The following is a 4,704-nucleotide window of genomic DNA, read 5'->3' as shown; positions in this document are numbered from 1 at the left end:
CTCGCCTTGTCCCCACCACACGGCGCCTTGGTGATACAGCCGTCACCGGTCAGATCCGCCACCTCCAAACCGATCATCCGATGGAACTCCACGGTCAGTTACAGAGCGTCGAGAACTCCATGATTGACCAGGGCCATGCCTGCATCCATTCGGCCCTCATCGGCGTCCCGGTACCGCACCTATTGCCGGTCGCTCTTAGCCTCATCAGATGCCCGGTGAACCGGTCGTCGGCCACCGGGATCGCCGTTCGGTACCAGGTCTGCCAGGCACAGGCTTTGTCCCTGGCCACCAGGAAGATCGTTTCACGCCGTGGCTGGGAGTCCGGTGACACCGCGTCGCCAGGTCGAGCGACCACTTCCGCCGGTCGTGCACCTGGTCGTCGGCGGACCTGCCCACGTTGATCAGTTCGACGTCCATGCCGGCTCAGCCACTGTCGTCAGTTGACCCCTTGTATCTCCCGGGCTCGATATCGCGTTGACTGTGGCCGATCCAGTCAACGGCCGTCGCGGACATCATTCGGCGTATCCGTGCCCGGTCCATCATTGAGTCCCAGGAGGCGATCAGGGGAGCAGGTCGTCATCGACGAACGGACGCATGTTCAGCGTGGTACCACGTCTCGCAGCTCGTGCAGGACCATTGCGGCGGTTCTGCCGAGAGCACGCAACCGCCGATCGCACCGCCTACGCCCGCCCCGTCCGAACCCGAGGAGCATCGCGGACTGCATGGCCGCCCTGATGCGCCGAGTCGGCTGGGAGGGCGATGGTTCCTCGCCGTGTCCGCAGGCGAGATCTGCCGTGTGTACGGCGCCATCGGTACGCGTCTGGAGGTCCAGCTTGACGCCCACAACCTCGGAACCCTGCCAATGAAGCTGCCGGCTGACGACGAGAATCGGCCTGCCCACGGCCCAGACGAGGCCACGCCCTGACCGCGCACGCGGCCGGGGCGGAAGCCCGTTGCCTGTTTCTGGCGTGTCTCGGTGCCCCTGCTATATGCAGGCAGATAAGGATCCGGCTAGCCTCAAACTGTCGGAATATGGCTATAGGGGTAATTAGGGACGTATATGGAGTCGTTGGACGCCGATGATCCTCGTCAGGTTGGTCCGTACGCGCTGCTGGGTCGACTCGGTGAGGGCGGTATGGGGGTGGTGTATCTGGGGCGGTCCGCGGGCGGCCGCACCGTGGCGGTCAAGCTGGTACGCCGTCAGTTCGCCGCTGACGAGGAGTTCCGTGCCCGTTTCCGGCGGGAGGTGCAGGCGGTGCGCGCCGTGTCCGGCGTGTTCACCGCCGCCGTCGTGGACGCCGACACGGAGGCCGCCCCGCCGTGGTTGGCCACCGCGTTCATCCCGGGCGTCCCGCTGGGTACCGCGGTGCGCCGTCATGGCCCCCTGCCCGAGCCGGTGCTGCGGGCGCTGGCCACCGGATTGGCGGAGGCGCTGGTCGATATCCACCGGGCTGGGATCGTCCACCGCGACCTCAAGCCGGCCAATGTGATGCTTGCGGCCGACGGCCCCCACGTCATCGATTTCGGGATCAGCCGGGCCGCGGAGAGTACCTCGTTGACGTCCACCGGCATCATCGTCGGTTCCCCCGGTTTCCTCTCGCCTGAGCAGGTCACCGGCGCAGACGTCGGCCCGGCCACCGATGTGTTCGCGCTTGGGGCCACTCTTGCGTTCGCAGCGCTGGGCACCGGCCCCTTCGGTGACGGGCCCACGCCCGCGTTGCTGTACCGGGTCGCCACGCAGGATCCAGACCTGTCCGGGTTGCCGTCCGCGCTGCAGTCCGTGATCCGTTCCTGCCTGGCCAAGGATCCCGCGCAGCGTCCGACCCCCGCGCAGCTCATCGTCCTTCTCGGCCGGGGGCCCGCGTTCGACCTCGGCGGCGGCTGGCTACCGCAGCCGGTGCTGGCCGACATCGCCGCGGCGGCGGCCGTGCTGACCGGAGTGCCGCTTCCAGACGGCGATGCCACCCTGTCGTCGGCGGCCCAGCCCCTGTCGTCGCCGGCCTCAGCCGAGGTCTCGGGGGGCGTCGGTCCGGCCGCACCCCCGCCGCGTCCGGGTCTGAGCCGGCGTGCGCTGCTGGGCCTTGTCGGCGGCGGGGTGGTGGCCGTGGGCGGGGTCGCGACTGCCGTCGCGCTGTCCGGCGGCGGCGGGCCGACCATGCCCGGGGCCGGTCCCCGCCCGTCGGGGACGCCGGCCGGCGGTGGTTCCACTGTCTCGGGCCCGTCCGGGACGGCGCCGGGCCAGTCCGGGACGGCGCCGGGCGCGGTTCCCCAGCCGGTGGCTTCCGGCCTGACCGGAACCCTGGCCGCTCCCACGGCGACCCCGGTGTGGACCGCAGCCCTCGACGACACCGTGCGCAACATGACGGTCGGTGGGGGCACCCTGGTGATCGTCGGTCCACAGTCGGTGAAGGGGTTGGACCCGGCCACGGGCGGCGCGCGCTGGCACGGGGTGGCCGACGTGCGCGGACCGATCGGCAGCCTCCTGCTGGTCGCGGGTGGCACCGGCTACCTGACCGGCTACCTGACCGGTGGGACGGGGCTGCTGGCGGTGGACGCTGCCACCGGAACGACCAGCTGGTCCGTGGGCGATCCCAACCGTCGCTGGCTGCTGGGGGGCGTGGCCGGCGTTGTGGGCACCACCGTTTACGTCACCGGAAACCCGTTACTCGGCGACATCTACACCTCGGGGCTGTGGGCGGTCGACGTGAACTCCCACCAGACGGTCTGGTCGGTCACCGGCACCTATCTCGGCTCGATCATCGTCCCGCCCGACGGCCCGTACCTGTTCGGGATGACCTCGCATTCCTTGGACGGCTCCCTCAGCGCGATCAACATGGGCAACGGCCAGCGGGTGTGGAGCCAGTCGATCAAAGGAGTGGTGGGCGGTGATCCCAGCACAATCACCGGTTGTTACACCGAGGGCAAGTTGTTCGTCGGGGGAGACCAGCTGCACGCGTTCAACCCGTCGGACGGCAGCCCAGCCTGGCCTCCCGTCCGATTCGACCCGTCAGACCGGTACAACCGGCCGATCACCGATAGCGCTGGACGCGTCTTCGTCACCTCCGGGGGCACGCTTTACGCGGTCCGGGCCGGGGACGGAGCGATGCTGTGGAAGACCACCGGAGTCAATTACTTCCGTGTGGGCGGTTCCCTGGCCACCGCGGACGGCATGGTCTACGCCGTGGACGGTAAGGGTGTGGTGTTCGCGGTGGACGCCGTGACCGGGTCCTGCCGGTGGAGCTACAGCAACTCGGCGGTAGCCTCCTCCTCGGACGTGTCGGTCGCGGCCAGCGGGGGACTGCTCTATTACGGCGTCGGCCGAGAGGTGACCGCCTTCAAGGCACGGTGAACAGCCACACTTTTTCCCGGTCTCCGACCCTCGACACGCCCGGTGGATTCCCGCCCGATCGTCCGCCGGAGGGACATCCGCCATTGCTGATACTCCGACTCCGCGTTCCATCTGACCGTGCCGTTTATGGCCGCAGCTTCCGTCAGCACCGGGACGCCGGCCAGCCCGGCTTGGCGCAGCCGGGCGCGCAGCTCATCCCGGAAGGTGACCAGGGCGACGCCCGCCGAGATCGGAACCGAGTTCGGAACCGCGATCACATGATCAGCGCGGCATGCCACCTTCAGATCATGAAACTGAGTGAACAAATGGTCGCTATTGCAGCCGTTTTTGTACTCAATTTGTTGATCGATGAGTGTCTCCCAGACGGTTCCGCCCGATGGAATCCGGCGAGGGCGGCCGTCGCGGTGGCAAGCACCGCCCCTGAACACCTCGGTGGCTTTCCATCAGGTCTGCGGCACGTTGCTGGTGGCTCATTGTCGGGGGAGGGGAAGGTCGGGCCTCGTACTCTGGCCGCTGCGGTTGGGACGCCACGCGGATGGAGGAATGCCGCGGGGTCGTGCTGGTTCTTGCGATGTGGCACGATCTCGCAGGTGACCAGCAGACCCGCCGCGGCGCAGCACCTGCGCGACCTCGCGCGGCTGCGCCGCGTCCGGGACCGGATCGACCGGGAGTACGCGCAGCCGCTGGACGTCGAGGCGCTCGCCCGCGGCGCGCACATGTCGGCCGGGCACCTCAGCCGCGAGTTCCGGCTTGCCTACGGCGAGTCGCCGTACGCCTATCTGATGACGCGGCGCATCGAGCGCGCGATGGCGCTGCTGCGTCGTGGCGATCTCAGCGTCACCGAGGTCTGTTTCGCGGTCGGCTGCGCGTCGCTGGGCACCTTCAGCACTCGCTTCACCGAGTTGGTCGGTGTGCCGCCCAGCACCTATCGGCGCGAGACAGCGCGCGCGACGGCGGGGCTGCCGCCGTGTGTGGCCAAGCAGGTGACCAGACCGGTCAGGAATCGAGAAGCGCGGGTCACCGAGCCGCACCTAGCCTGACTGCCATGGACATCACCATTCACTTGACCTTTCTCCCGCACAACGACCCGGACGTCTCCCTGGCGTTCTATCGCGACACCCTCGGCTTCGAGATTCGCAACGACGTCGGATACGGCGGGATGCGTTGGATCACGGTCGGCCCCGCCGACCAGCCCGGCACGTCCGTCGTGCTGGAGCCGCCGGCCGCCGACCCCGGCATCACCGACGACGAGCGCCGCACCATCGTCGAGATGATGGCCAAGGGCAGCTACGCCCGCATCACCCTGGCCACCGCCGACCTCGACGGCACTTTCTCGCGGCTGCAGGCCGGCGGCG

Annotated in this window: 3 protein-coding genes and 1 pseudogene; 3 read left to right on the top strand and 1 reads right to left on the bottom strand. The window is 68.9% G+C overall.

The genetic code is table 11. The features are described 5' to 3' along the window. The first annotated feature begins 1,060 nt into the window (after positions 1-1,060). Positions 1,061-3,349, top strand: coding sequence for a protein kinase domain-containing protein (locus U9978_RS11785; protein WP_322761140.1), 2,289 nt, complete (start codon positions 1,061-1,063; stop codon positions 3,347-3,349). 125 nt (positions 3,350-3,474) lie between these two features. Here the strand turns inward: U9978_RS11785 and U9978_RS24035 are convergent. Next, positions 3,475-3,567, bottom strand: a pseudogene (locus tag U9978_RS24035) (TetR/AcrR family transcriptional regulator); the annotation flags it as partial. A gap of 372 nt (positions 3,568-3,939) precedes the next feature. Here U9978_RS24035 and U9978_RS11780 point away from each other — a divergent pair. Together U9978_RS11780 and U9978_RS11775 are read left to right on the top strand one after the other, a co-directional pair. Beyond that, positions 3,940-4,389 (top strand): helix-turn-helix transcriptional regulator, encoded by a 450-nt coding sequence (locus U9978_RS11780; RefSeq protein ID WP_322761139.1) that lies wholly within the window; start codon positions 3,940-3,942, stop codon positions 4,387-4,389. Positions 4,390-4,394: 5 nt separating this feature from the next. Beyond that, positions 4,395-4,704: VOC family protein (locus U9978_RS11775; RefSeq protein WP_322761138.1), on the top strand; the 310-nt coding region annotated here is incomplete at its 3' end.

The sequence above is a fragment of the Protofrankia sp. Cr2 genome, assembly GCF_963555885.1.
Classification (GTDB): domain Bacteria; phylum Actinomycetota; class Actinomycetes; order Frankiales; family Frankiaceae; genus Protofrankia.
The sequence above is the reverse complement of the archived record's forward strand: the minus strand, read 5'-3'. Positions and strand labels throughout refer to the sequence as shown.

Bases quoted from the DNA above. Each gene is read 5' to 3' on its own strand.
- U9978_RS11785 (WP_322761140.1), top strand. From the start codon at position 1,061: ATGGAGTCGTTGGACGCCGATGATCCTCGTCAGGTTGGTCCGTACGCG.